Genomic DNA, 24023 nt, shown 5'->3' on the forward strand with positions numbered 1-24023 from the left:
GCTTCTGTCTTGCAGGCCGTGCGAAACACAAAAAGATGAAAATTTTTCTGAATTTTTTTTCAGGCCGCTTCCAGGGTCACCCAATAGCGCGTCACGCTGCGCAGGCGCAGCGGGAACGATTGCACCAGCAACAGCAGCGCGCGGTCGGTGTCCGCCAGCGGAAACACGCCGGAGATGCGCAGCTGCGCGACCCTGGCGTCGCATACCAGGCGGCCACGGCGGTAGCGGGCCAGTTCGGCCACCACCTCGCCCAGGCTGCGGTCGTTGACCAGCAGATTGCCGGTATGCCACAGGCCGGCGCTCTCGTCGGCCTGTTCCGGCGCCTCGATGGCGCCGGCCATCAGGCGCGCCTGCTGTCCGGCGCGCAGGATCACGGTCTTGCCTGGCAACTGCGAGGCGTGCAGTTCGACGGCGTCGTCCAGCACAGCCACTTGCGTGTGTTCGCCGAGCTGGCGCACGGTGAAGCGCGTGCCCAGCGCGCGCGCCGCTCCGTGCCTGGTCTCGATGATGAAGGGGCGCATGTCGACTGGCGCGGCGGGAGCCTGCCGGTGGCGGGCCGTCTCGACCAGGATTTCGCCGGCCAGCAGCCGCACGCGCCGCGTGTGGGCATCGAAGCGCACATCGACCGCGCTGCCGGTATTCATGATCAGCAGCGAGCCATCGGGCAGTTGCACCCGCCTTTGGTGCCCGATGGCGGTGCTGTAATCGGCTAGCAAGGGCTGGACCAGGCCATGCTGCTGCGCCGTCTGCCAGGACAGATAGCCGACGGTGCCGGTGCCTGCCAGCAGCAGCACGCTGCGCAGCACTTGCCGGCGTGCCTGGCCGCCGGAAGCGAACCTGGCGCGCAGCACCGGTGAAGCGATGCCGGCCGGCGCCTGCTGCAAGGTGGCGCGCATCGCCTCGATGCGCTGCCAGGCGCGCTGGTGATCCGGGTGCGCCGCATGCCAGCGCAGCCATGCCTTGCGCTCGGCGTCGCCCGCGCTACCCGAACACAGGCGCGCATACCAGGCCACGGCTTCCTTGCGCACGGCCGCGTCATCGCGCGGCGGCGCCGTCATCAGCTCACTCGGCTCACTCATGGCGCCAGCGGGTCGCAGTGTTCGACGCAGTGCTCGATGGCCGTGCACATGTAGTTGCTGACCGTGCGTTTGGTTACACCCAATTGCTGCGCGATCTGCTCGTAGGTCAGGCCGTCGAGCTGCGACAGCAGGAATGCTTGCCGCACGGCCGGCTTCAGGCCATCGAGCATGGTGTCGATGGCGACCAGCGCCTCGAGCACGATGGCGCGCGTTTCCGGCGACGGCGCATGCGCTTCCGGCAAGGCGGCCAGGGCGTCGAGATAAGCGCGCTCGATATCCTTGTGGCGGAAGAAGTCGGCCACCAGGCCGCGCGCGATGGCGCCCAGGTAGGCGCGCGGCGCCAGCAGCCTGGGCATGTCGCGGCGCGCCAGCACGCGCAGGAACGTGTCGTGCGCCAGGTCGGCGGCGTCACAGGCATTGCCCATCTTGCGGCGCAGCCAGCCCTGCAGCCAGCCGTGATGGTCGCTGTACAGGGCGCTGACGTCGGGGGCGGAAAGGAGAGGGGCGGAAGACACGGCGCATTAAATAATAATGGTTCTCATTTACAAATCATAGCATTGCCGGGCCATCGGCGCCACTGTTGCAAAGTCGCTTGACAAAATAGCCACATCTGGGCTGCTGCATCGCACAAGGAGCGTGTACTTCGCTATAATTGCGCGGTTAAAACACTGTCAGCACACACGAGGAAACCCCCATGAGCTTGAATAAAGTGCCTTCGGGCCGCGATTTGCCGAACGACTTCAACGTGATCATCGAAATCCCGATGAACGCCGATCCGATCAAATATGAAGTGGACAAGGAATCGGGCGCGATTTTCGTCGACCGTTTCATGGGCACCGCGATGCACTACCCGTGCAACTACGGCTATGTGCCGAACACCCTGTCGCCGGACGGCGATCCGGTCGACGTGCTGGTCATCACCCCGTTCCCGCTGTTCCCTGGCGTGGTCGTGCGCTGCCGTCCTATCGGCGTGCTGAAGATGACCGACGAGTCGGGCGAAGACGCCAAAGTGCTGGCCGTGCCAGTCGACAAGGTCCTGTCGATCTACAGCCACTGGCAGAAGCCGGAAGACCTGAACGAACTGCGCCTGCGCCAGATCCAGCATTTCTTCGAGCACTACAAAGACCTGGAAAAAGGCAAATGGGTCAAGATCGACGGCTGGTACGGCGCCGACGAAGCCCGCGCTGAAATCCTGAACGGCGTTGCCGCTTACAAGAAAGACGCGGAAGACAGCGCTTCGTAATCGTCGCCGTGCCATAAAAAAGCCCCCGTGCCAGCTCTGGCACGGGGGCATTTTTATTGGCGCAAGGCGATCAGTGGGCGGCGATCACGCCCATTTGCAGCAATGCCAGCACAAACACGCCCAGCACGATGCGGTAGGCCACGAATGGCCAGTAGCCGCGGCTGCTGACGATGCGCAGGAACACCACGATCACGCCATAGCCGATAAAGAAGGCAATCACGGTGGCCAGCAGGGTCGGGCCGGGCGCGACCGGGCCGGCCACGCCCCAGCTTTTGTACAGCTGGTAGAAGCCCGATGCCAGCACGGCCGGAATCGCCAGCAAAAAGGAATAGCGGGCCGCCGCTTCGCGCGTGTAGCCCATCATCAGGCCGGCCGTGATGGTGCCGCCCGAGCGCGATACGCCGGGAATCAGCGCCATCGCCTGCGCAAAGCCGAAGATGATGCCGTCGCGCCAGCGCATGCGCGACAGCGGCAGTTCATGGCGGCCGTAGCGGTCGGCCGCGCCCAGTATCAGGCCGAAGACGATCAGCATGATGGCCGTCAGGTAGAGGTTGCGCAGATAGGTTTCGATGGCATGCTGGAAGGCCAGTCCCAGGATGGCGATCGGCAGCGAGCCGATGATCACCAGCCAGCCCAGGCGCACGTCGGGATTGCTTTTCGCTGCCGCACTCGCGCCGCTGCCGGGCAGGGCGGCAAACCAGGCCAGGGCGATGCGCAGGATATCCTTGCGGAAGTAAATCAGCACGGCCAGTTCGGTGCCGATCTGGGTAATCGCGGTAAACGCCGCGCCGGGGTCGGCGCCGGACGGCAAGAACGGGCCGATAATGCGCAGATGGGCGCTGGAGGAAACAGGCAGGAACTCGGTCAGGCCCTGGATCAGGCCCAGCAGGGCGGCTTCCCACCAGCCGATCACGCCGCTCATGCGGACACTCCACGGCGCGCGTTGCGGCGGCCGGTCAAATTAAATACTTGCAATTGCATTCACCAAAAAGAAAGTTGAGCGGAGCGGCCAGCAAGGACCGGCAGGGCGGACAGTGCACGTCTGTTGCAGGCGTGACTTTTTCCAGCTTACCACAGCCGTATTACTTATAAAACAGGCAGTTTTATTCCCGGAACGGGCTGTGCTCGTTCAATTCGTCCAGATAGGCGTCGATGCCGCCCCGCTCGCGCTCCAGGAAGCGCTGCACCGCGTCGGCGAACGACGGGTGGGCAAGCCAGTGGGCCGACCAGGTCTTTTGCGGCAGGAAGCCGCGCGCCATCTTGTGTTCGCCCTGGGCGCCGCCTTCGAAGGTGGCGATGCCCTGCGCGATGCAGAACTCCAGCGGCTGATAATACGCCGTCTCGAAATGCAGGCAGGGCACGTGCTCGAGCGCGCCCCAGTAGCGGCCATATAAAGTATCGTGTGTGTGGATCACCAGCGAGGCGGCAATCGCCCGGCCCTCGCGTTCGGCCACCACCAGCAATATATTGTCGGGCATGCTGGCGCCGATGCGCTCGAAGAATTCCAGGTTCAGATAGGGCGAGGAGCGGTGTTCGGCATAGGTATTGCTGTAGCAGCGGTGAAAGAATTGCCACAGCGCCGGCGTGACGTCGGTACCGCGCACCTGGCGCATGGTCACGCCGGCCTCTGCCACCTTGCGCCGTTCGGCGCGGATATTCTTGCGTTTCTTGTGTTCCAGGGTGGCCAGGAATTGCTCGAAATCGGCATAGCCCGGGTTCAGCCAGTGAAACTGCACGCCGCTGCGCAGCAGAAAGCCGGCCTCTTCGAGCTGGCGCGCCTCGGTCTCCGGCGGAAACAGGATATGCGTGGACGACACCTGGCTGGCCTGCTGCTGCGCCTGCAGGAAGGCCAGCAGGGCCGCGCGCGCCTCGCCGTCGCGAGCCAGCAAGCGGCTGCCGCTGACGGGCGTAAATGGAATGGCCGACAGCAGTTTCGGATAGTATTCCAGGCCGTGTTGCTGATAGGCGTCGGCCCAGGCCCAGTCGAACACATACTCACCGTAGGAATGCAGCTTGACATACAGGGGCAGGGCGGCGGCCAGCGTGTCACCTTGCCACAGCGCCAGGAACTGCGGCTGCCAGCCGGAGTCGGCACTTGCACAGCCCGATTCATGCATCGCATGCAAAAAGGCATAGGACAGGAAAGGATTGGCTTCGGCTTGCAAGGCCAGCAGCGCGGACCATGCCGGCTCGCCAATTTCAGCCAGGGTGGAGACGATAGCCGTGCGATAATTCATTGTTGTGGTTTGCATTCATCACTCTCGGGTTGCCGGCATCGACCTGCAACCCCTCGGGGCTGGCCCCGTCTTTGTTAATAAAACGAAATATCCAATATCATGACAGTCAAAGTCGCAATTGCTCAAATGAATAGTACGGTCGGCGATCTGGCCGGCAACCGCGCCAAGATCGTCGACCTGGCCCGCCGCGCGCATGCCGCCGGCGCCGATATCGTCCTGACGCCGGAACTGTCGCTGGTCGGCTATCCACCGGAAGACCTGTTGCTGCGCAATGCATTCTACGCAAAAACCCAACAAACGTTTGCGGCGCTGGCGCAAGACCTGGCGCAGTTCGCCGATTTGCACGTGGTGGTGGGCCTGCCGCTGCAGGACGATGCCGGCCTGGTTCGCCATAACGCCGCCTCGGTGCTGGTCAACGGCCAGGTGCTGGGCACCTACCGCAAGCACGATTTGCCGAACACCACCGTGTTCGATGAAAAGCGCTATTTTTCATCCAGCGACCAGGCCTTCGTGTTTGCCGTCAAGGGCGTGCGCTTCGGTATCAATATCTGCGAAGACACGTGGTTCGCCCACGCCCCCGAACGCGCGCGCGCGGCCGGCGCCCAGGTGCTGCTGGTGCCGAACGGCTCGCCGTATCATATGAACAAGCAGCATCTGCGCTACGAGACCATGCGCCAGAATGTGTGCGCGCAAGGCATGTCGCTGGTGTACGCCAACCTGGTCGGCGGCCAGGATGAGCTGATTTTCGACGGCGATTCGTTTGTGATGGATGCGGAAGGCACCATTTGCGCGCAATTGCACCATTTCGAGGAAGACTTGCAGATCGTCGAGTTCGATGGCGCGGCGCCCGTGGCGCAGCCGCTGCCCCTGCCCTTGCCAGTCGAGGCCCAGGTCTACCAGGCGCTGGTGCTGGGCGTGCGCGACTATATAGGCAAGAACGGCTTTCCGGGCGTGCTGATCGGCATGTCGGGCGGCGTCGATTCGGCCCTGACCCTGGCCATCGCCGTCGATGCCCTGGGCGCCGACAAGGTACGCGCCGTCATGATGCCGTCGCAGTTTACCGCCGATATTTCATGGATAGACTCGCGCGACATGGTAAAACGCCTCAATGTGCGCTACGATGAAATTCCGATCAAGCAAACCTTCGACGCCTTCCGCGCCACCCTGGCTGAAGAATTCGCCGGCCTGGCCGAAGATGCGACGGAAGAGAATATCCAGGCACGCATCCGCGGCACCCTGCTGATGGCCCTGTCGAACAAGCATGGCAGTATCGTATTGACGACCGGTAACAAGAGCGAGATGGCGGTCGGTTATTGCACCCTGTACGGCGACATGGCGGGCGGCTTCGCGGTGATCAAGGATATCGCCAAGACTCTGGTCTACCGCCTGTGTGCTTGGCGTAACAGCGTGTCCGACGTGATTCCGCAGCGCATCCTGACGCGCGGACCGTCGGCCGAACTGCGCGCCGACCAGCTGGACCAGGACTCGCTGCCGCCGTACGACATTCTCGACGGCATCATGCAACTGTACATGGAAGAAAACCGGCCGATCGCCGAGATTATCGCAGCCGGTTACCCACCGGCCGACGTGGCCCGCATCACGCGCCTGATCAAGATCAATGAATACAAGCGGCGCCAGTCGCCGGTCGGCATCCGTGTCACGCACCGTGGCTTTGGCCGCGACTGGCGCTACCCGATCACGTCCAGGTTCACCGAATAAGCAGCCATCTGTCCGAACAGCCATTAATTTTTAAGGAGTAGCCATGAAACAGATTACCGCCATCATCAAACCATTCAAGCTCGACGAAGTACGCGAAGCCCTGGCCGATGTGAATGTAACGGGTTTGACCGTGACGGAAGTAAAAGGTTTCGGCCGCCAGAAAGGCCACACCGAACTCTACCGTGGCGCCGAGTACGTGGTCGACTTCCTGCCGAAGGTCAAGGTTGAAGTGGTGGTCGACGACAGCGTGTCCGAGCAGGTGGTGGACGCCATCATCAAGGCCGCGCGCACCGGCAAGATCGGCGACGGCAAGATTTTCGTCCGTAATATCGAGCAGGTGATCCGTATCCGCACGGGCGAAACCGGCCCGGAAGCAGTCTGATCAATCGTAGGTCGGGTAGGTCGGATTAGCGCCCCGCGCGTAATCCGACACCATTGTTGGCAGGACGGGGCAACTCACCGTCCCAGCCGCATGTCGAATTTCCAGCTGATCAGCCGCATGATGGTAATGCCGCTGGCGCTGGTCCACAGCGCAAAGTCGTGCTCGACGCCGAAGTGCTTCTGCAGCAGATAGGCCCAGCAGCCGATAAAGGCGCAGATGGCGTAGGGCTTGCCATCACGAAACACCATCGGCACCTCGTTGCAGACGATGTCGCGCATCACGCCGCCAAAGATTCCCGTAATCACGCCCATCATTGAAGCGATAAACAGCGGCATGCCCGCGCGCATCGCTTCGGCCACGCCCGCAATCGCGAACATGCCCAGGCCGATCGCGTCGGCCACCACGATCAGGCGTTCGGAGACGATTTGGCGCAGGTGCTGGATCAGCGGCGCGGCTGTCAGCGCCAGCACGAAGATCAAAATGGCGTATTCCTGGTGCGAGACCCAGAACAGGGGCCGCTTGTCGAGCAGGATGTCGCGCAAAGTCCCCCCGCCAAAGGCCGTGATAAAGGCCACCACGAACACGCCCACCAGGTCCATGCGCTTCCTGCGCGCTTCGATAAAGCCGGAAAACGCGCCCACCAGGATGGCGATCACTTCGATCAGTTTGATCAGCGAGCCGGGCGGCAATTGGGGTGGCATCATGGGAGGCGGCGCCTGAGCTATTACTCAGCAAAAAATAATAGCCACAGGTTAACATGACACGGCCCCGAATGGTGACAAACGGGGCCGTGCATGAGAGTAACTTTTAACAGTGTTGCAGTAGCGCTAGCGCACCACCTGCAGCGCCGCCGCCAGCAGCACCGTCAAGGCGCCATCGCCGCCTTCCGAGCGGCGCGACTGGCAAAAGGCGATCACTTCCGGCTTTTGCACCAGCCAGCTGTGCACCATCGATTTCAGTACCGGTTCCTGTCCTTTCGAACCGAAACCCTTGCCGTGGATCACGCGTACGCAGCGCAGCTTGCGCCGTGTCGCATGGGCCAGGAAAGCGCCGATGCCGTCGCGCGCCTCGTCGCGGCGCAGGCCGTGCAAGTCCAGCTCATCCTGGATCGGCCAATGGCCCTTGCGCATTTTTTTCACCACGTCGGGACCGACGCCGGGCGCCGCATAATTGAGGGCCGGATCGTTTTCCAGGTAATGATCGACTTCGAACAGGTCCGACAGCGACTCGCGCAGCACGGCCGCATCGTCTTCCTCGCGCGACAGCTTGCGCGCCGGCTGGGTCGACGTCATGGCGGGCGTCTTCGGCAGCGCCGGCACGTAGCGGTCCGATTCGGGCAGGCGCTTGACACCACCGATGCTGGCCTTGAACAGATTGCCTTCCACCGCCTGCACTTGCGCCTTCTTGGCGCGCTCGGCCTGTTCCACCGCGCGCGCCTCGGCCTGTTCCTTGAGCTGCTTGCTCACGGCTTTCAGGTCGGCAAAGTCTTTCATCGACGCCACCTGGATTACTCCTGGCCTTCCAGGTAGCGCTGGGCGTCCAGTGCTGCCATGCAACCCGTGCCGGCGCTGGTGATGGCCTGGCGGTAGATATGGTCCTGCACGTCGCCGGCGGCAAACACGCCCGGTGCGCTGGTGGCGGTGGCCATGCCTTCCAGGCCGGTCCTGGTCTTGATATAGCCGTTGTGCATGTCGAGCTGGCCTTCGAAGATGCTGGTGTTCGGCTTGTGGCCGATGGCGATGAACACGCCGTGCACGCTCAGGGCTTCGACCTTGCCGTCGATGGTGGACTTGATGTTCAGGCCCGTCACGCCGCCTTCGTTGCCCGTCACTTCGTCCAGCGTGTGGTTGTACTTCAGCACGATCTTGCCTTCGGCAACCTTGGCGTTCAGGCGGTCGATCAGGATCGCTTCGGCGCGGAACTTGTCGCGGCGGTGGATCAGGGTGACCTTGTCGGCGATATTCGACAGGTACAGCGCTTCTTCGACGGCCGTATTGCCGCCGCCCACGACCGCCACTTCCTGGTTGCGGTAGAAGAAACCATCGCAGGTGGCGCAGGCCGACACGCCCTTGCCCATGAAGGCCGATTCCGAAGGCAGGCCCAGGTATTGCGCGGAAGCACCGGTGGCGATAATCAGGGTGTCGCAGGTATATTCGTGGCTGTCGCCTTTCAAGCGGATCGGCTTTTCGTTCAGGAAAGTGGTGTGGATATGGTCAAACACGATTTCCGTATTGAAACGCTCGGCGTGCTGCAGCAGGCGCTGCATCAGGTCCGGGCCTTGCACGCCCATCGGGTCACCAGGCCAGTTTTCCACGTCGGTGGTGGTCATCAGCTGGCCGCCCTGTTCCACGCCGGTCACCAGCATCGGTTTCAGGTTGGCGCGCGCGGCATAGACGGCGGCGCTGTAGCCGGCAGGGCCGGAGCCAAGGATCAGAACGCGGGCGTGTTTGGTAGTGGTCATGATGGGGCTTCTCTATGTATGGGGTCTATCCGAATTGGGGGCAATCACGTCAAGAACAAGGGAGTGTTGTGCTTGCGCAAGCTATGCCCGGATTATAGACCAAGCCGTCCACACAGACGAATCGTGGGGTCGTCCCAGACACATATGGCTTAGAATACAGCTTATGATGGGAAATTCCCTTACAGAAACATTTTTCACCTTGCAGCGCTTCCCAGAATGACTAAACCAGCCCAGGCCAACCAGAACAGTTACACCCGCAAGCCGGTCGTGCGCCGCCCGCTGCCCAACCGGCTGGTACGGCTGTTGTCCGAGGCGCGCTGGTTCGCGTTTGCCGCCTTCGCCCTGTATTTCGTGCTGATCCTGGCCAGCTTCAACAAGCTCGATCCGGGCTGGTCGCACGCCACCTCGGTCGACAAGGTGGCGAACCTGGGCGGCAAGCTGGGCGCGACCCTGTCCGACCTGCTGTTGTATATCTTCGGCTTTTCCGCCTGGTGGTGGTGCGTGTGGCTGCTGCGCACGGTGTGGAACGGCTATCGCCGGCTCAGCCGGCGCTTCCTGCTGGAGCAGGAAGACGAGGCCGAGCGCGAACACCATGTCGAGATGCTGATCCGCATCGTCGGATTTTCCATCATGCTGATCGGCAGCATGGGCCTGGAATACCTGCGCATGGCGAAAAGCCTGCACGTGCAGCTGCCGCGCGAACCCGGTGGCGTGTTGGGCCAGCTGGTCGGCCATTCCGGCCACGTGGCGTTTGGGTTCACCGGCGCGACCTTGCTGCTGCTGCTGCTGTTCGCGCTCGGTTTCAGCCTGTTCTTCCACGTTTCCTGGCTGCAGGTGGCCGAGCGCATCGGCGCCGCCATCGAAGACAGTTTCAACTGGTTCGTGCTGCGCTACCGCGACCGCGAAGACCGCCGCCAGGGCGAAGTGGCCGCCGTGCGCCGCGACGAGGTGGTGGTGATCGAACGCGCCAAGCACGTGGAAAAACACGTGGCCGCGCCGCCGGTGAAAATCGAGCCGCAGGTGGTGGCCGTGGTGAAATCCGAGCGGGTGGAAAAGGAACGCCAGGCCTATCTGTTCGAAGGCCTGGGCGACGGCAAGCTGCCGCCCCTGTCGCTGCTCGATGAAGCGCCGGCCGTGGTGGAAACCGTGTCGGTGGAAACGCTGGAATTTACCAGCCGCCTGATTGAAAAGAAATTGTCGGACTTTGGCGTCGACGCCAAGGTCGTGGCCGCTTACCCGGGCCCGGTCGTCACGCGCTACGAGATTGAACCGGCCACCGGCGTGAAGGGCAGCCAGATCGTGGGTCTCGCGCGCGACCTGGCCCGTTCGCTGTCGTTGACGTCGATCCGGGTAGTGGAAACCATTCCCGGCAAGAACTACATGGCGCTGGAACTGCCGAACAGCAAGCGCCAGATCGTGCGCCTGACGGAAATTCTCGGATCCAAGGTGTATAACGATGGCGTGTCGAGCCTGACGATTGCGCTGGGCAAGGATATCGCCGGCAAGCCGGTGGTGGCCGACCTGGCCAAGATGCCGCACTTGCTGGTGGCCGGTACCACCGGCTCCGGCAAGTCGGTGGGCATCAACGCCACCATCCTCTCCCTGCTGTACAAGTCCGACCCGCTCGACGTGCGTTTAATTTTGATCGACCCGAAGATGCTGGAAATGTCGGTCTACGAAGGCATTCCGCATTTGCTGGCGCCGGTGGTGACCGACATGCGCCAGGCCGGCCATGCGCTGAACTGGGCCGTGAACGAGATGGAACGCCGCTACAAGCTGATGAGCAAGATGGGCGTGCGCAACCTGGCCGGCTACAACACGAAGATCGCCGACGCGGCCAAGCGGGAAGAACATATCCCGAATCCGTTCAGCCTGACGCCGGATTCGCCGGAACCGCTGGAAAAATTGCCGACCATCGTCATCATCATCGACGAGCTGGCCGACCTGATGATGGTGGTGGGTAAAAAAGTCGAGGAATTGATCGCCCGTATCGCGCAAAAGGCGCGCGCGGCCGGCCTGCACTTGATATTGGCCACGCAGCGCCCATCTGTAGACGTGATCACGGGCCTGATCAAGGCGAATATCCCGACCCGTATCGCGTTCCAGGTGTCGTCCAAAATCGACTCGCGCACGATTCTCGACCAGATGGGCGCGGAAACCCTGCTCGGCATGGGCGACATGTTGTACATGCCGCCCGGCACCGGTTTGCCGATGCGGGTGCACGGCGCGTTCGTGTCCGACGAGGAAGTACACCGCGTGGTCAGCCACCTGAAGCTGCAGGGCGAGCCGAACTATATCGAGGGCATCCTCGAAGGCGGCACCCTGGAAGGCGAGGGCGGCGAAGCCGGTGGCGCGCCGGGCGAGGGCGGCGGCGAGGCCGATGCCCTGTACGACCAGGCCGTGCAAGTCGTCTTGAAAAACCGCCGCGCCTCGATTTCGCTGGTGCAGCGCCATTTGCGCATCGGCTACAATCGCGCGGCCCGTTTGCTGGAGCAGATGGAGCAAAGCGGTGTCGTCTCAACCATGCAGTCCAATGGCAACCGGGAAATCCTGGTGCCGGCGGCCAGTGCCGAACCAGGATAAGAAGAATGAGCAAACAGACTATCGCAACAAAATTCATGATCGGCGCCACCAGCCTTGCCTGCGGCCTGCTGTTCGCGGCCAGCGCCTCGGCCAGCGCGCTGGAACAATTCAAGAGCTTCGCCGCCGGCACCAAGTCGGCCAAGGGCGAATTCGTGCAGCGGCAAGTGAAAAAGGCGGAGGCGGGCGGCAAGGCGAAAGTCTCGACCCCGGCCAGCGGCACCTTTGAATTCGCCCGCCCGGGCAAGTTCATCTGGACCTATCTGAAACCATATGAACAACTGCTGCAGGCCGATGGCGAGCAGCTGTATATCTATGACAAGGACCTGAGCCAGGTCACCATCAAGAAACTGGGCGACGCGCTCGGTTCCTCGCCAGCCGCCATCCTGTTCGGAAGCAACGACCTGGAAAAGAATTTCACCCTGGCCGAAGCGGGCACGCGCGACGGCCTGGAATGGCTGAAGGCGACGCCGAAAGCCAAGGACACGACCTTCGACGAAATCACTATCGGCCTGCGCAACGGCGTGCCCGAAGCGATGGAGCTGCGCGACTCGTTCGGCCAGACCTCGATCCTGTCGTTCAAGAACTTCCAGAAGAATCCGTCCCTGGCGGCCAATCACTTTAAATTTGTCATGCCCAAGGGCGCGGACGTGATCAATAATTGACGTCATTGCTTTAGTCGCGCTTCCTTGTCGACCGGCCTCGCAGCGATGCGGGGCTTTTGCATTCTTACCTGGTAAATACTATGGCGGACCTTTTTTCCACCGAACCACGCCAGCCGCTGGCCGAGGCGCTGCGCCCGAAAATCCTGACCGAAGTCATTGGCCAGACCCATCTGTTGGGCGTGGGCAAGCCGCTGCGCCTGGCCTTCGAAGCGGGCAAGGCCCATTCGATGATCTTGTGGGGTCCGCCCGGCGTGGGCAAGACAACGCTGGCGCGGCTGATGGCGAATGCCTTTGACAGCGAATTCATCGCGCTGTCGGCCGTGTTTGCCGGCGTCAAGGATATCCGCGCGGCCATGGACCAGGCTCGCAACAGCTTGGACCAGTTCGGCAAGCATACCTTGCTGTTTGTCGACGAGATTCACCGCTTCAACAAGTCGCAGCAGGATGCCTTGCTGCCCTTCGTGGAATCGGGCCTGGTCACCTTTATCGGCGCGACCACGGAAAATCCCAGTTTTGAAGTGAACTCGGCGCTGCTGTCGCGTGCGCAAGTGTATGTGTTGAAATCGCTGACGGAAGACGAGCTGAAGCAATTGCTGGCCAAGGCGCAGGCCACCGCCTTGTCGCACCTGGTATTCGAGGACGCTGCCGTCGATACCCTGATCGGCTATGCCGACGGCGACGCGCGGCGCTTTTTGAATTTGCTGGAACAGGCCGACACGGCCGCCAGCTCGACCGGCACCACGAACATCGATGCGGCCTTTGTCGACAATGCATTGACGTTGAATTCGCGCCGTTTCGACAAGGGCGGCGACAATTTCTATGACCAGATCTCGGCCCTGCACAAGTCCGTGCGTGGCTCGAACCCCGATGCGGCCCTGTACTGGTTCTGCCGCATGATCGACGGCGGCGCCGATCCGCGTTATCTGTCGCGCCGCATCGTGCGCATGGCCTGGGAAGATATCGGCCTGGCCGACCCGCGCGCGCTGACCATGGTCAACGACGCGGCCGAAACCTATGAACGGCTCGGCTCGCCAGAGGGCGAGCTGGCACTGGGCCAGGCCGTGATCTACCTGGCGATCGCCGCGAAAAGCAATGCCGGCTACAACGCCTTCAATACGGCGATGGCGTTCGTGAAAAAGGACAAGTCCAAGGAAGTGCCGGTGCACCTGCGCAATGCGCCGACCAAGCTGATGAAGGAGCTGGGCTACGGCCATGCTTATCGTTACGCGCATGACGAGCCCGACGCCTATGCGGCCGGTGAAACGTATTTCCCGGACGGCATGGCCGAACCGGGCTGGTACAAACCCGTGCCGCGTGGGCTGGAAAGCAAGATTGCCGACAAGCTGGCCTGGCTGCGCGAGCTGGACCGGAAAGTCGGCAAGGGCTGACGCCTACAGCCCCAGCAGGGTAAAACCATCATCCTGCGGCGCATATCCCACCAGCTTGCGCGTCGCATCTATCGACAACCGCTTGTAACGGTTGTCCGACACGCCATGCACCACGTGATAACCGGGCAGTACATCGGCCGTAATGCAGCAGGCCAGCAGCTGCACCACGTCGTGCTCGCTGACAAAGGCGGCGATATCGCGTGCGCTGTGCTGTTGCCCTGGTGTAAATGTCGCCAGATTGGCGATGCGCACGGCGATCGCCGTCATGCCGTGCTGATGCGCGAATGCCGACGCCACCCCTTCGCCGAACGCCTTGCTGGCGCCGTACATATTGGCGGGCCGCGCCGGCATGTGTTCGTACACCTGCATGTCGAGCGGATAGCCTTCCACCGCTTGCGCGCTGCTGGCGAATATCACGCGCTTGACACCCTGCGCCTGCGCCGCGCGAAAGATATTGTGCGTGCCGATGATATTTGGCTGCAGCAACTGGGTATCGAAATCGGCGCCCGCATGCGGCACACCGGCCAGGTGCAGTACCACGTCAATATTGGCGCAGGCGGCCAGGCAGGCCTGGTAGTCGCTGACATCGAGCCGGAGCACAGGGCAGGGCGCTTGCGCCAGGCTGCTTGTGTGCAGGTCGGCCAGGCGCAGGGAGAATTCCCCGTGCCGGCTGTTCCAGAAAACGGTGCCGATCACGCCGGCCGCGCCCGTGACGAGCACGCGTGGTAAAGATAAAGTCATGTCGTCCTTGTGCTCAATAATGTCGGGATATGTAACGCCCACCAGGCACGTTGTGGCGCAGCCGCATGAAAACGGATGCGCCCGCTGCCCACCGCTTCGGCCAGCACCAGGCCGTCGTTCGGTATGGTGTAGCGCTGGCCCGGCTGCAGCACGGTGTCGTCGAATTGATCGTAGGCGGTGATCCAGGCGCGGCCTTCCAGGCATTCGATCACGCCGGCGCTGGCGTGCTCCAGCCGCAAGGGTCGGTTGCTGTGCAAAACGTGCTCGGTGGCCATGGCGTGCTCCTGGTGTGCGGACAGGAACAGCTTAAGCGGCCAGCATGAGCCGGAACAGATGCACTCAATCGAAATTGTCATGCATACAGTGCGCTCGCGGCTACACTGTGCTTGTCAAAAAATGCGGCAACTGTATCTGTGCCAGCCTGGCCGGCCCACCGCATACTGGCGCAGGGAATGAGGAAAGCAAGGACACCATGCACACCAATCTGTACGAACACCTGGCCAACGAACTGGGGGCGCTGATCGACACGCGCGTGTTCGCGCCCGGCGAGCGGCTGCCGTCGATCCGCCATCTGGCGCAGCAAAAGCGGCTGTCCATCAGTACCGTGATGCAGGCCCTGCGCCTGATGGAAGACCGCGGCCAGGTCGATGCGCGGCCGCAGTCCGGCTATTTCGTGCGCCACCGCGCGCCGCGCCGGCCGTGCAGCGCGCAGGCCCAGCACCTGAAGGAGCCTGCGTTTGTCGGCATCAACAACCTGCTGATGCGGGTGCTGAAGGACAATGAAACGGCCAATATCGTGCAGCTGGGCACGGCCTGGCCGCCCGATGAAATCCTGCCCATCAAGCGCATGCAGCGTACCATCAGCGCGGTGGCGCGGCGTGAGCCGGCCTTGCTCAGCAAGGTCAGCTGCTACGACATCAGCGAAGGCAATTTCTTGCGCCAGGTAACGCGCCGCGCGCTGGACTGGGGCAAGCTGGACCCGGGTGAGATCGTCGTCACCAATTCCTGCACCGAGGCGATCAGCCTGTGCCTGCGCGCCGTGGCGAAACCGGGCGACACCATCGCCATCGAGTCGGCCACTTATTTCGTGCTGCTGCAGATGATCGAAAGCCTGGGCATGAAGGCGCTGGAAATTCCCACCGATCCGAAGACGGGGCCGTCGCTCGATGCGCTGGAACTGGCCCTGCGCGCGGGCCTGGTGCAAGCGTGTCTGTTCGTGCCGAACGCCAACAATCCACTGGGTTGCGTGATGCCGGATGCGAACAAGCGGCGCCTGGCGGGCCTGCTGTCGCAATTTAATATTCCGCTGGTGGAAGACGATGTCTATGGCGACCTGTGCTTTGCCCAGCAGCGGCCCTGGCCCGTGAAAGCCTGGGACAGCAGCGGCAACGTATTGCTGTGCTCGTCGTTTTCCAAGGCCATCACGCCCGCCTCGCGCGTCGGCTATGTGCTGGCCGGACGCTTTGCGCAGGAGGTGGCCTTGCTGAAAACCGTGTCCAGCGGCGCCACCAGCCATTTCTTCCAGGCCGTGCTGGCCGACTTTTTGGAAGGCAGCAGCTACGACCAGCAATTGCGCAAGATGCGGCGCACCCTGGTACAGCGCATCGCGCGCATGTCCGATGCGGTGGCGGCCAGTTTTCCGTCCGATTGCCGGCTGTCCGAGCCGCAGGGCGGCTTCGTGCTGTGGGTCGAGATGCCGGCCCGGATCGATGCGCTGGCGCTGCATGGCACCGCCATCGCACAGGGCGTGGCGTATATGCCGGGCCAGCTGTTTTCGGCCTCGGGCAAGTTCGGCAATTATCTGCGCCTCAATTGCGGCAATGCCTGGACGCCGCGCATCGAGCAGGCGATTGCCCGGCTGGGCGGCCTGGTCAAGGACGCGCTGTAGCGTCCATTTTCGCTTCAGTTCCTGTTTTTTACCGTTCGCGCCGCGTTTTTCGCCGCTGGTCGCAATCCGGTGGTGTTGCAGGTGTTTGCTGGCTAAAGTACCACCATACCAGCAGCACTTAACGACACACAACACCACCAGGAGCCACATCATGAACGCACTGAAAAACATGGAAATCGCCTTTGTCGCCGCCGCCGTCCTGGCCATCGGTTCCAGCTTTGCCACCGCCGACAGCCGCGCCGTTACCGTCAGCGCCGACTCGGTCCTGGTCGCCCAGGCAGTGGACACCTCGATCCCGGTCGTGACCGTCAGCGCGCGCCGCCTGAGCGCCGCCGAAAAAGCCGCTTTCATCTGATGCTGGCGCCGCCAGGCCGGCCAGCGCAAAACTCATAATGAAGTGAACGGGTCTTGGTACAATGAGTGCTTTCGATACATCGGCACCGCCACGCACCCCATGATAGATATCCAATTACTCCGTAAAGACATCGCCACCGTTGCCGCCCGCCTGGCGACGCGCAAGTTCCAGCTCGACGTGGCAGGTTTCACCGCCCTCGAAGCCGAACGCAAGGCGATACAGACGCGCACCGAAGAATTGCAGGGCAAGCGCAATGCGCTGTCCAAGCAGATCGGCATGTTGAAAGGCAAGGGCGAAGACACCTCGGCCGTGATGGCGCAAGTGGCTGGCCTGGGCGACGAACTGAAAGCCGATGAAACGGCGCTGGCGCTGGTGCAAGCCAGGCTGAGCGACTTCATTATGGCCGTGCCCAACCTGCCGCACGAATCGGCGCCGGTCGGCGAAGATGAGGCGGGCAACGTGGAAGTGCGCAAGGTCGGCACGCCGCGCAGTTTCGATTTCGAAGTCAAGGACCATGTCGACGTCGGCGCCGCGCTGGGCCTCGACTTTGAAGTGGCGACCAAGCTGACCGGCTCGCGCTTCTCGGTCATGAAAGGCGGCATCGCCCGTTTGCACCGCGCGCTGGCGCAGTTCATGCTCAACACGCACGTCGACGAGCATGGCTACACGGAATGCTACACCCCCTACATGGTCAACGCCGATTCCCTGCGCGGCACGGGCCAGCTGCCGAAATTCGAAGCGGACCTGTTCTCGGTGAAAAAAGGCGGCGTGGAAGGCGAGGGCGAGACCTTCTACCTGATCCCGACCTCGGAAGTCACGCTGACCAATATCGCGCGCGACGAAATCCTGCCGCTGGACCAGCTGCCATTGAAAATGACGGCGCACACGCCATGCTTCCGCTCGGAAGCGGGCAGCTACGGCCGCGACACGCGCGGCATGATCCGCCAGCACCAGTTCGACAAGGTCGAGATGGTGCAGGTGGTCCATCCCGATACCTCGTATGCGGTGCTTGACGAAATGGTCGGCCATGCCGAAACCATCCTGCAGCGCCTGGGCTTGCCATACCGCGTGATGTCGCTGTGCACCGGCGACATGGGTTTTACCGCCGCCAAGACGTTTGACCTGGAAGTGTGGCTGCCGGCGCAGAACACCTACCGCGAAATCTCGTCCCTGTCGAACACGGAAGCCTTCCAGGCCCGCCGCATGCAGGCGCGTTTCCGTAACGCCGCCGGCAAGCCGGAACTGGCCCACACCCTGAACGGCTCCGGCCTGGCGGTCGGCCGCACTTTGGTGGCGGTGCTGGAAAATTACCAGCAAGCCGACGGCAGCGTCGAGATCCCGCCAGTGCTGCGCCCGTACATGGGCGGCCTGACGCATCTGAAGGCATAAAAAAGTCCTTTTCTTTTTCCTGCGGGCTGCTATAATCTTGCCTTCTCGCAGCAATGCGAGAGAGACCGCAAGCAATGCGCAGTACCTGGAGAGGTGGCAGAGTGGTCGAATGTACTTGACTCGAAATCAAGCGTACGTTAAATCGTACCGTGGGTTCGAATCCCACCCTCTCCGCCAGAACAAATAAAAGAAGCTCCCGTAAGGGAGCTTTTTTTATTTGTGCCGGCGGAGAGGAGCCTGCCCCCTGCGGGGCAGGCGCGTGGGATTCGAAGACGAGCGCGTACTTCGCGCGAGGCTCCCCGAATCGTCCATTCAGGTTTTCAAGAAAAAGGAGCTCCCGCAAGGGAGCTTTTTTTATTTGTGGCGGCGGAGAGGAGCCTGCCCCCTGCGGGGCAGGCGCGTGGGATTCGAAGACGAGCGCGTACTTGCGCGAGGCTCCCCGAATCGTCCATTCAGGTTTTCAAGAAAAAGAAGCTCCCGCAAGGGAGCTTTTTTTATTTGTGGCGGCGGAGAGGAGCCTGCCCCCTGCGGGGCAGGCGCGTGTGATTCGAAGACGAGCGCGTACTTCGCGCGAGGCTCCCCGAATCGTCCATTCAGGTTTGCAAGAATGAAAACTGTGAAAAACCTCTCCCCAAACTCTTGCCCCCCATGCTAGAATAGCGCCTCGCTCAAACGGCCCCGGCAGTTTGAGCAGACCGCAACAGCAAAGCAGGACCTGGAGAGGTGGCAGAGTGGTCGAATGTACTTGACTCGAAATCAAGCGTACGTTAAATCGTACCGTGGGTTCGAATCCCACCCTCTCCGCCAGAACAAATAAAAGAAGCTCCCGCAAGGGAGCTTTTTTTATTTGTGGCGGTGGAGAGGAGCACGCCCCCAATGGGGCGTGCGCGTGGGATTCGAAGGGCTGGGCGTATTCGCCCAGCCCTCTCCGAATCGCCCATTGAAGGTTTCAAAACCCGCCCAAAGCGCGCAGCGCAAGGCGGTTTAATTCAGCATGTCGGATTACGCGCTGTGCGCCAATCCGACCTACGCACTATGGTAATCTACCATCAGTTTCCCCTTCCCATCCCTGACCCATACCACAAGCACAAGCAATGAGCCAATTCTGGAGTTCCATCGTCACCCAGCTGACCCCTTACGTCCCCGGCGAGCAGCCTAAACTGCCCGGTCTGATCAAACTGAACACCAATGAAAACCCGTACGGCCCGTCGCCACAGGTCATCGCCGCCTTGAAGGAAACCGCCGGCGATGCGCTGCGCCTGTACCCCGATCCCACCGCCAGCGAGCTGAAGCAAACGCTGGCCGATTATCACGGCGTGAGCAGCGCCGAAGTGTTTGTCGGCAATGGCTCCGACGAAGTGCTGGCGCTGGCCTTCATGGCACTGCTCAAGCACGACGCGCCGCTGCTGTTCCCGGACATCAGCTACAGTTTTTATCCCGTGTATTGCAAGCTGTACGGCATCGACTACCGCACCGTGCCGCTCGACGATGCGATGCGCATCCGCCCGGACGATTACACGGGCCCGTGCGGCGCCATCATCTTCCCGAATCCGAATGCGCCGACCGGCGTCGACCTGCCGCTGGCCGGCGTGGAGGCGATGCTGCGCGCGCATCCCGATGCGGTGGTGGTGGTCGATGAGGCGTATGTCGATTTCGGCGGCGAGAGCGCCATCGCTCTGGTGAAGCAGTATCCGAATCTGCTGGTGGTACAAACGCTGTCGAAATCGCGTTCGCTGGCCGGCCTGCGCGTCGGTTTTGCCATCGGCCACCCTGACCTGATCGAAGCGCTGGAACGGGTCAAGAACAGCTTCAATTCCTATCCGCTCGATCGCCTGGCGCTGGCCGGCGCCGTTGCCTCGTTCCGCGACGAAGCGTATTTCCAGCAGACGCGGCAGGCGGTGATCGCCAGCCGCACGCAGCTGACGGCGCAGCTGACGCAGCTCGGTTTCGAGGTGCTGCCATCGGTGGCCAACTTCGTGTTTGCGCGCCATCCGCAGCATGACGCGGCGCAGCTGGCGGCCGGCCTGCGCGCGCGCTCGGTGATTGTGCGCCATTTCAATGCGCCGCGCATCAGCCAGTATTTGCGCATCAGCATCGGCAATCCGCAGGAGTGCGCGGCGCTGGTGGAAGGCTTGCGGTCGCTGGTATGACGGCTTCAGCAAGCCGAAGCTGTGCCACAATCGGCGGATTCTTTCATCCATAACAATCGATAACAAGGGGACGGACAAATGGCAAAAGTGGCATTCATCGGACTGGGCGTGATGGGTTTTCCCATGGCGGGCCATCTGGCGGCGGGCGGGCATGAGGTGACAGTGTACAACCGCAATCCGGCACGCGCGCAAGCCTGGCTGGAACAGCACCGGGGCAGCAGCGCCGCCACGCCGGCCGCGGCGGCGGCGGGCGCCGAGTTCGTCTTCACCTGCATCGGCAACGACAACGATCTGTACCAGGTGATCCTGGAAGAGGGCGGCTTGCTGTCCGGCATGGCACCGGGCAGCATCCTGGTCGACCATACGACGGCGTCCGCCGAAGCGGCGCGCACCATCCATGCGGCGGCGAAAGAGCAGGGCGTGTTCTTCCTCGACGCGCCCGTCTCCGGCGGCCAGGCGGGCGCCGAAAACGGCAAGCTGACGGTGATGGCCGGTGGCGATGCGGAAGCGTATGCGCGGGCCGAAGCCGTGATCGCGCTGTTCGCGCGCGCCGTGACCTACATGGGGCCATCGGGCTCGGGCCAGCTGACCAAGATGGTGAACCAGATCTGCATCGCCGGCCTGGTGCAGGCGCTCAGCGAAGGCATCGCCTTTGCCGAGAATGCGGGCTTGGACGCGGCGCTGGTGGTGGACGTGATTTCCAAGGGCGCGGCGCAATCGTGGCAGATGGAAAACCGCGGCAAGACCATGATCGAGCGCAAGTTCGACTTCGGCTTTGCCGTCGACCTGATGCGCAAGGACCTGGGCATCTGCCTGGCCGAAGCGCAGCGCAACGGCAGCGAGCTGCCTGTCACCACGCTGACCGACCAGTTCTATGGCGAAGTGCAGCAGGCCGGCGGCAACCGTTACGACACCTCCAGCCTGATCACGCGCCTGGGCAAGAAGTAGGGACACGCTTTCCCTCAGCTGCTTGCAATCCTAAAGCTTGCAATACAGCGGCACTGCCGTTATATTGCAGCTTCTTTCCCAAACATCTTCCTCATTGGAGCCAAAAGTGCCTCGTCAATTCGCCATCACCTGCTAACGCTGACGAACTGCCCTGTGCGGTATCGGCCGGCGCGTTGACGCTCCCGATTGCCGCGACACTTTGTGCGCTGAAAATAGTCCACGCCCGACCCTGTCGTCAGCACCCCTGACCCTGCAAAGGACACGCCCCGGTGAACGCGGCGTGTGACGCCATGTACCTGCAATCTTTACCGTTATTCAAATACCCGCGCACGCCGCACCTGGAAGGCTCGCGCCTGCAGCCCGGCGACGATGCTTCCGATCAAATGCCTCTCAAGCGGCTGGCCAATCGTTACGTCGTTATCGAAGAAAAAATCGATGGCGCCAACGCCGCCGTTTCGTTCAGCGAGGCCGGCGAATTGCTGCTGCAGTCGCGCGGCCACTACCTGATGGGCGGCGGCAGCGAGCGCCAGTTCAACTTGTTGAAACCGTGGGCGCATGCCCATGAACACGCCTTGCTGGCGCTGCTGGAAGACCGGTACGTGCTGTTCGGTGAATGGGCCTACAGCAAGCATTCCGTGTTCTACGACTGCCTGCCGCATTACTTCAACGAGTTCGACATGTATTGCCGCCGCACCCGGACATTCCTGTCGACGGCGCGCCGGCATGCGCTGCTGGCGGGGTCGCCCGTGCTGTCCGTGCCGGTGCTGTATGCGGGCGCCATGCCGGCCACGCCGCAGCAGCTGTGGCAGTTGCTGCGCCATTCGCTGGCCAAGTCGCAGCTGTGGCGCGATGCTTTCGAGACCGTGGTGGCGCGCGAACGGCTGCCACTGGACCTGTGCTGGCGGCAGACCGACAAATCCGACCTGGCCGAAGGCCTGTACCTGAAAGTCGAGGACGACGAACAGGTGCTGGCGCGCTACAAGCTGGTGCGCCCCGATTTTACGCAAACCATTCTCGACAGCGGTTCGCACCACGCGACGCGGCCCTTAATGCCGAACCGGCTGGCGCCCGGCGTCGACCTGTATGCACCGCAAGCGCTGCTTACCTGGGAAAGCCTGGGACTGCGCACCTGCCGCTCGCTCGACGAGCTGGCCGCGCTGACAAGGAGTACCCGATGAACTGGGACACACTGCGCCAGTTGGCGCCGCTGCCAGGACGGCAGCCCGATTTCGCCGCCTGTCTGGCCGCCTTTCCGCAACTGGAACTGGCCAAGACCACGCCGCAACATCCGGTGTATCACGCCGAAGGCGACGTCTGGACGCATACCATGATGGTCATCGAGGCGCTGCTGGCCATGCCTGCCTATGCGCAAGCCGCGCGCGCGCAGCAGGAAATCGTCTTCCTGGCCGCGCTGCTGCACGACGTGGCCAAGTGCAGCACCACCGTGATCGATCCTGTCTCGGGCGCCATCGGCCAGCCCGGCCACTCGCGCAAGGGGGCGCTCGACGCCCGCATCGCGCTATGGGATTACGCGGTGCCGTTTGCCGCGCGCGAAGCCATCTGCCGCCTGGTCCAGGTGCACCAGGTGCCGTTTTTTGCGCTGGAGACCTCGCGTCGTGGCGTGACGCCGGAATTTACGGTGCGCGAACTGTCGTGGCAGGTCGATATCGGCCTGCTCGCCATGCTGGCCGAGGCCGATATCCGCGGCCGCATCTGTCCCGATCCGCAGCGCGTGCTGGACGCGATCGAACTGTTTCGCGAACTGGCGCGCGAGGAGGGCTGTTACGACCGGCCGCGCGCCTTTGTCGACGATCATACGCGCGTCAGGTATTTTCGCGGCGCCGAGGCGCATCCCGACTATCCCTTGTTCCAGCAGCCGGGCTCGCGGGTGATCGTCATGTCGGGCCTGCCGGCGTCGGGCAAGAATACCTGGGTGGCGAAACACCATCCGCAACTGCCGGTGGTGTCGTTCGACGATGCGCGCCAGGCGCTGGGCCTGCGCCATGGCAAGAATGAAGGGCAGGTGGGCGATTATGCGGAAGAGCGCGCGCGCGAACTGCTGCGCAAGGGCCTGCCCTTTGTGTGGAACGCGACCCATTTGTCGGCGCTGATGCGCGAAAAAACGCTCAATCTGCTCTACAAATACCACGCTCAGGTAGAGATTGTTTACCTGGAGCAATCGCGCAAGGAACTGCTGCGCCGCAATGGCCAGCGCGATACCTCCCTGAGTAACAAGAAGCTGCAGGCAATGTTGTGGAACTGGGAAATTCCTCTGCCGCAGGAGGCACACCTGGTCCACCATGAGGTGGCTTGATGCCATGTCGAGCGCGTTGGCGTTGTAAGCGGACAACATTTTCAGGATTTTCTGGAACCATTCAGCGACATCTTTCTTGCCCGGCGAAGCCAGACCGTAATGGCAATTGACTTTCTGCGTGCGCCGATAACAGTCTTGGAAGTCATGGCCGGTTTGCTAACTTTCTTGCTGCAAGGCGATGTAATTGTATCTTTTCCTCCCAGTTTTCCCCGTAAATTGTTAAATGATGATCGGATTAATATGTCGAAGATGCAGGAAATCAGAATGAATACGTAATGAAAAATATAAAACAATGTTTTATTGTTTCTTTATGGAAATTCCAAGAGCAGCTTTTCTGATGCTGGGACCGGCAGATGGCCACTGTGTGGCCCTGCGTAAGGGATGGCGGTGATTATGTGAGATTAATTCTCTATGGAAAATGTGTATGCTAACTGCACCAGTTCCTACGCGCCTGAAAGTAATTCATGTATAAAAATCTTGGCTT

General features: G+C 62.1%; 22 protein-coding genes and 2 tRNA genes. 15 read left to right on the forward strand and 9 right to left on the reverse strand.

The window, feature by feature from the left end:
• Nucleotides 1–59: 59 nt before the first annotated feature.
• Together ACP7B7_RS20400 and ACP7B7_RS20405 are read right to left on the reverse strand one after the other, a co-directional pair.
• Nucleotides 60–1079 (reverse strand): FecR domain-containing protein, encoded by a 1020-nt coding sequence (locus tag ACP7B7_RS20400; protein ID WP_426077880.1) that lies wholly within the window; start codon nt 1077–1079, stop codon nt 60–62.
• Nucleotides 1076–1594 carry a sigma-70 family RNA polymerase sigma factor gene (locus ACP7B7_RS20405; RefSeq protein ID WP_426077881.1) on the reverse strand — a complete coding sequence of 173 codons (519 nt, stop codon included), beginning with the start codon at nt 1592–1594 and terminating at the stop codon, nt 1076–1078. Before ACP7B7_RS20405 ends, ACP7B7_RS20400 begins: the two co-directional genes overlap by 4 nt.
• A 179-nt stretch (nt 1595–1773) precedes the next feature.
• Here ACP7B7_RS20405 and ppa point away from each other — a divergent pair, with 179 nt between their 5' ends.
• Entirely contained in the window at nt 1774–2322 is a 549-nt protein-coding gene (ppa, locus tag ACP7B7_RS20410) for an inorganic diphosphatase (RefSeq protein WP_308922195.1), read from the forward strand.
• Nucleotides 2323–2392: 70 nt separating this feature from the next.
• Here the strand turns inward: ppa and ACP7B7_RS20415 are convergent, their stop codons facing one another.
• The gene (locus ACP7B7_RS20415) at nt 2393–3244 is read right to left on the reverse strand and encodes an undecaprenyl-diphosphate phosphatase (RefSeq protein WP_426077882.1); all 852 of its coding nucleotides are present in this window, start codon (nt 3242–3244) and stop codon (nt 2393–2395) included.
• 181 nt (nt 3245–3425) lie between these two features.
• Nucleotides 3426–4559: a GNAT family N-acetyltransferase gene (locus ACP7B7_RS20420; RefSeq protein ID WP_426077904.1), complete on the reverse strand. Its 1134-nt coding sequence runs from the start codon at nt 4557–4559 to the stop codon at nt 3426–3428.
• Between the two features lie 99 nt (nt 4560–4658).
• Between ACP7B7_RS20420 and ACP7B7_RS20425 the strand changes: the two genes are divergently transcribed.
• Both ACP7B7_RS20425 and ACP7B7_RS20430 read left to right on the forward strand, forming a co-directional pair.
• On the forward strand, nt 4659–6278 hold the full coding sequence (locus ACP7B7_RS20425; RefSeq protein ID WP_426077883.1) for an NAD+ synthase: 1620 nt from the start codon (nt 4659–4661) through the stop codon (nt 6276–6278).
• Nucleotides 6279–6321: 43 nt separating this feature from the next.
• Nucleotides 6322–6660, forward strand: a complete 339-nt coding sequence (locus ACP7B7_RS20430; protein ID WP_308922192.1) for a P-II family nitrogen regulator — start codon at nt 6322–6324, stop codon at nt 6658–6660.
• Nucleotides 6661–6734: 74 nt separating this feature from the next.
• Here the strand turns inward: ACP7B7_RS20430 and ACP7B7_RS20435 are convergent, their stop codons facing one another.
• The 3 genes from ACP7B7_RS20435 to trxB form a co-directional block, all read right to left on the reverse strand.
• Nucleotides 6735–7364, reverse strand: coding sequence for a trimeric intracellular cation channel family protein (locus ACP7B7_RS20435; protein ID WP_065307164.1), 630 nt, complete (start codon nt 7362–7364; stop codon nt 6735–6737).
• A 123-nt stretch (nt 7365–7487) separates the two neighbouring features.
• Nucleotides 7488–8153 (reverse strand): Smr/MutS family protein, encoded by a 666-nt coding sequence (locus ACP7B7_RS20440; RefSeq protein WP_426077884.1) that lies wholly within the window; start codon nt 8151–8153, stop codon nt 7488–7490.
• A 14-nt stretch (nt 8154–8167) separates the two neighbouring features.
• Nucleotides 8168–9121, reverse strand: coding sequence for a thioredoxin-disulfide reductase (trxB, locus tag ACP7B7_RS20445; RefSeq protein WP_426077885.1), 954 nt, complete (start codon nt 9119–9121; stop codon nt 8168–8170).
• 216 nt (nt 9122–9337) lie between these two features.
• Here trxB and ACP7B7_RS20450 point away from each other — a divergent pair, with 216 nt between their 5' ends.
• The 3 genes from ACP7B7_RS20450 (at nt 9338) to ACP7B7_RS20460 (ending at nt 13754) form a co-directional block, all read left to right on the forward strand.
• Entirely contained in the window at nt 9338–11704 is a 2367-nt protein-coding gene (locus ACP7B7_RS20450; protein ID WP_426077886.1) for a DNA translocase FtsK, read from the forward strand.
• 5 nt (nt 11705–11709) lie between these two features.
• Nucleotides 11710–12366, forward strand: coding sequence for an outer membrane lipoprotein chaperone LolA (gene lolA / locus ACP7B7_RS20455; protein WP_308922189.1), 657 nt, complete (start codon nt 11710–11712; stop codon nt 12364–12366).
• Nucleotides 12367–12446: 80 nt separating this feature from the next.
• A complete protein-coding gene (locus tag ACP7B7_RS20460) occupies nt 12447–13754 on the forward strand; it encodes a replication-associated recombination protein A (protein ID WP_308922188.1) in 1308 nt (435 codons plus the stop codon).
• Between the two features lie 3 nt (nt 13755–13757).
• On the opposite strand, the gene ACP7B7_RS20465 is transcribed toward ACP7B7_RS20460, so the two are convergent.
• Both ACP7B7_RS20465 and ACP7B7_RS20470 read right to left on the reverse strand, forming a co-directional pair.
• Entirely contained in the window at nt 13758–14495 is a 738-nt protein-coding gene (locus tag ACP7B7_RS20465) for an NAD-dependent epimerase/dehydratase family protein (protein WP_308922187.1), read from the reverse strand.
• On the reverse strand, nt 14492–14770 hold the full coding sequence (locus ACP7B7_RS20470) for a DUF2917 domain-containing protein (protein ID WP_308922186.1): 279 nt from the start codon (nt 14768–14770) through the stop codon (nt 14492–14494). Before ACP7B7_RS20470 ends, ACP7B7_RS20465 begins: the two co-directional genes overlap by 4 nt.
• 197 nt (nt 14771–14967) lie before the next feature.
• Between ACP7B7_RS20470 and ACP7B7_RS20475 the strand changes: the two genes are divergently transcribed.
• From ACP7B7_RS20475 to ACP7B7_RS20515, 9 genes are all read left to right on the forward strand, one after another.
• Entirely contained in the window at nt 14968–16383 is a 1416-nt protein-coding gene (locus tag ACP7B7_RS20475) for a PLP-dependent aminotransferase family protein (RefSeq protein WP_426077887.1), read from the forward strand.
• Between the two features lie 151 nt (nt 16384–16534).
• Complete coding sequence (locus tag ACP7B7_RS20480) at nt 16535–16738, forward strand: hypothetical protein (RefSeq protein WP_426077888.1); 204 nt, start codon at nt 16535–16537, stop codon at nt 16736–16738.
• A gap of 99 nt (nt 16739–16837) precedes the next feature.
• Nucleotides 16838–18127, forward strand: coding sequence for a serine--tRNA ligase (gene serS / locus ACP7B7_RS20485; protein WP_426077889.1), 1290 nt, complete (start codon nt 16838–16840; stop codon nt 18125–18127).
• Between the two features lie 87 nt (nt 18128–18214).
• A tRNA-Ser gene (locus tag ACP7B7_RS20490) sits at nt 18215–18304 on the forward strand.
• 540 nt (nt 18305–18844) lie between these two features.
• Nucleotides 18845–18934 (forward strand) — tRNA-Ser (locus ACP7B7_RS20495).
• A 287-nt stretch (nt 18935–19221) separates the two neighbouring features.
• The gene (gene hisC / locus ACP7B7_RS20500; protein ID WP_426077890.1) at nt 19222–20277 is read left to right on the forward strand and encodes a histidinol-phosphate transaminase; all 1056 of its coding nucleotides are present in this window, start codon (nt 19222–19224) and stop codon (nt 20275–20277) included.
• Between the two features lie 78 nt (nt 20278–20355).
• Entirely contained in the window at nt 20356–21225 is an 870-nt protein-coding gene (locus ACP7B7_RS20505; protein ID WP_426077891.1) for an NAD(P)-dependent oxidoreductase, read from the forward strand.
• A 290-nt stretch (nt 21226–21515) separates the two neighbouring features.
• Nucleotides 21516–22403 (forward strand): RNA ligase family protein, encoded by an 888-nt coding sequence (locus tag ACP7B7_RS20510; protein WP_426077905.1) that lies wholly within the window; start codon nt 21516–21518, stop codon nt 22401–22403.
• Entirely contained in the window at nt 22400–23539 is a 1140-nt protein-coding gene (locus ACP7B7_RS20515) for an AAA family ATPase (RefSeq protein WP_426077892.1), read from the forward strand. Before ACP7B7_RS20510 ends, ACP7B7_RS20515 begins: the two co-directional genes overlap by 4 nt.
• Nucleotides 23540–24023: the final 484 nt, after the last annotated feature.

This window comes from Janthinobacterium sp. PSPC3-1, assembly GCF_049896105.1.
In the GTDB taxonomy this organism is placed as follows: Bacteria; Pseudomonadota; Gammaproteobacteria; order Burkholderiales; family Burkholderiaceae_D; genus Janthinobacterium.

Bases quoted from the DNA above. Each gene is read 5' to 3' on its own strand.
- ACP7B7_RS20450 (WP_426077886.1), top strand. From the start codon at position 9,338: ATGACTAAACCAGCCCAGGCCAACCAGAACAGTTACACCCGCAAGCCG.
- ACP7B7_RS20425 (WP_426077883.1), top strand. From the start codon at position 4,659: ATGACAGTCAAAGTCGCAATTGCTCAAATGAATAGTACGGTCGGCGAT.
- trxB (WP_426077885.1), bottom strand. From the start codon at position 9,121: ATGACCACTACCAAACACGCCCGCGTTCTGATCCTTGGCTCCGGCCCT.
- ACP7B7_RS20420 (WP_426077904.1), bottom strand. From the start codon at position 4,559: ATGAATTATCGCACGGCTATCGTCTCCACCCTGGCTGAAATTGGCGAG.
- ACP7B7_RS20460 (WP_308922188.1), top strand. From the start codon at position 12,447: ATGGCGGACCTTTTTTCCACCGAACCACGCCAGCCGCTGGCCGAGGCG.
- ACP7B7_RS20515 (WP_426077892.1), top strand. From the start codon at position 22,400: ATGAACTGGGACACACTGCGCCAGTTGGCGCCGCTGCCAGGACGGCAG.
- ACP7B7_RS20415 (WP_426077882.1), bottom strand. From the start codon at position 3,244: ATGAGCGGCGTGATCGGCTGGTGGGAAGCCGCCCTGCTGGGCCTGATC.
- ppa (WP_308922195.1), top strand. From the start codon at position 1,774: ATGAGCTTGAATAAAGTGCCTTCGGGCCGCGATTTGCCGAACGACTTC.
- lolA (WP_308922189.1), top strand. From the start codon at position 11,710: ATGAGCAAACAGACTATCGCAACAAAATTCATGATCGGCGCCACCAGC.
- ACP7B7_RS20505 (WP_426077891.1), top strand. From the start codon at position 20,356: ATGGCAAAAGTGGCATTCATCGGACTGGGCGTGATGGGTTTTCCCATG.
- ACP7B7_RS20435 (WP_065307164.1), bottom strand. From the start codon at position 7,364: ATGATGCCACCCCAATTGCCGCCCGGCTCGCTGATCAAACTGATCGAA.
- ACP7B7_RS20430 (WP_308922192.1), top strand. From the start codon at position 6,322: ATGAAACAGATTACCGCCATCATCAAACCATTCAAGCTCGACGAAGTA.
- ACP7B7_RS20400 (WP_426077880.1), bottom strand. From the start codon at position 1,079: ATGAGTGAGCCGAGTGAGCTGATGACGGCGCCGCCGCGCGATGACGCG.
- ACP7B7_RS20470 (WP_308922186.1), bottom strand. From the start codon at position 14,770: ATGGCCACCGAGCACGTTTTGCACAGCAACCGACCCTTGCGGCTGGAG.
- hisC (WP_426077890.1), top strand. From the start codon at position 19,222: ATGAGCCAATTCTGGAGTTCCATCGTCACCCAGCTGACCCCTTACGTC.
- ACP7B7_RS20480 (WP_426077888.1), top strand. From the start codon at position 16,535: ATGAACGCACTGAAAAACATGGAAATCGCCTTTGTCGCCGCCGCCGTC.
- ACP7B7_RS20465 (WP_308922187.1), bottom strand. From the start codon at position 14,495: ATGACTTTATCTTTACCACGCGTGCTCGTCACGGGCGCGGCCGGCGTG.
- ACP7B7_RS20475 (WP_426077887.1), top strand. From the start codon at position 14,968: ATGCACACCAATCTGTACGAACACCTGGCCAACGAACTGGGGGCGCTG.
- ACP7B7_RS20510 (WP_426077905.1), top strand. From the start codon at position 21,516: ATGTACCTGCAATCTTTACCGTTATTCAAATACCCGCGCACGCCGCAC.
- ACP7B7_RS20440 (WP_426077884.1), bottom strand. From the start codon at position 8,153: ATGAAAGACTTTGCCGACCTGAAAGCCGTGAGCAAGCAGCTCAAGGAA.
- serS (WP_426077889.1), top strand. From the start codon at position 16,838: ATGATAGATATCCAATTACTCCGTAAAGACATCGCCACCGTTGCCGCC.